Source organism: Parasphingomonas puruogangriensis, from assembly GCF_036663635.1.
Taxonomy (GTDB): Bacteria; Pseudomonadota; Alphaproteobacteria; order Sphingomonadales; family Sphingomonadaceae; genus Sphingomonas.
Window position 1 is genome coordinate 1 of sequence record NZ_JAXOJI010000034.1, and the last position, 1,198, is coordinate 1,198.

Genomic DNA, 1,198 nt, shown 5'->3' on the forward strand with positions numbered 1-1,198 from the left:
CTGAAATCATGATAACGAGCGCTCATGCTAACCGCTTCAGTAAAATATTAGCCAGCGCTTCAGGACGCCTCTAACGGTGGAGGTCCCAGCCTCGGTACCCATGATGGATTGGCATGCTGGAACCAATGACTGGCCAGAAACCAGGATTTCAGGAAACCACAGCACCTGGGCGGGGATGAAGCAGCGAAACGCTGAAATTCTGCCCGGCTGAGGATTTGCCTCGGTGCCGAGACCAGTGTTTCAGTTTCTCAGCGTCTCGCCCCCCCCCCCGGGTTTTGCGCACGGTTGGGATTCCGCAAACTGTGCAAAAGGGTAGCCTCTGGCCGGCCGGGGAGTGGCCCGTCTGTTAAGCAACCTGCAACGCAGGAGCGTCAAACCCGCCCCGCCGATACCTAACCCCTCCCGGCCGCCTGCCGGTGCCCTTTGGATTATGGCGTCGCGTATTCGCGGCACAGTTCCAGAAGCTGCGGCACCACGCCTTCGCGATCCGGCACCAAAAGGCATAAGCCCAGCCCGGAATCGCAAAGGGCAAAGGTTAAGTCGAAATAGCCTATGCGTGCGATGCAGAATTCAAAACTCGGCTCGAATGAAGGCTGGGGATAGTGCGCATTGTCCACGATGTTGACCAACGGATTGACTCCGAGCTCACGCGCAATGGCGTCGATGCTATCGCGAGGCTCCACGATGATGAAGTGCGCGAGATCGGCAAGGTCCCACTCGGAGAAGTCGGCTAGAAGTTCCAGTCGTTCAAGCAAGATGGCCTTAAGATTATGGTCGATTGGTTTTGACAAGACGTGCGCCATGTCGGCGCTGTCGTATATGGTGATCATGTTAATTTCCTTTGGACACGAAAAAGCGCCCGAAGGATTGCTCCTTGGGCGCTATGTTGATGATGGACCGGCCGGAGCCGGATGATTGATTACTTAAATGTGGCGACGACCTTCACGTCGGGCTGGCCAGCGATGCGCAGCGGTATTTCAAAGTAGCTGGTCACCGCTTCTTGAGCTTGCTCTTTGGCTTCGGCCACGATGTCCTTGCCTTGAGCTTGGGCGACCATTGCTCTGCGCGCTGACGCATAGTTCTGTTTGCGAAAGGCTTCGACCTGGTCATCGTTGAATGTCAGCAGTCCGCCATTCACCGTCGTGGCCTTCTCGGGCTGGAACGCGATGTCGCCGACTTGCAGCTTCGGCAACTTCAC

Annotated in this window: 2 protein-coding genes; both read right to left on the reverse strand. The window is 56.7% G+C overall.

Annotated elements, in window-relative coordinates; genetic code table 11:
• Positions 1 to 428: 428 nt before the first annotated feature.
• Positions 429 to 830, reverse strand: a complete 402-nt coding sequence (locus U1739_RS20990; RefSeq protein ID WP_332710560.1) for a hypothetical protein — start codon at positions 828 to 830, stop codon at positions 429 to 431.
• A gap of 89 nt (positions 831 to 919) precedes the next feature.
• Positions 920 to 1,198 (reverse strand): hypothetical protein (locus tag U1739_RS20995; protein WP_332710561.1); only part of this gene is annotated, 279 nt, incomplete at its 5' end.

Excerpts from the sequence above, each read along its gene's own strand:
- U1739_RS20990 (WP_332710560.1), bottom strand. The coding sequence starts at position 830 with ATGATCACCATATACGACAGCGCCGACATGGCGCACGTCTTGTCAAAA.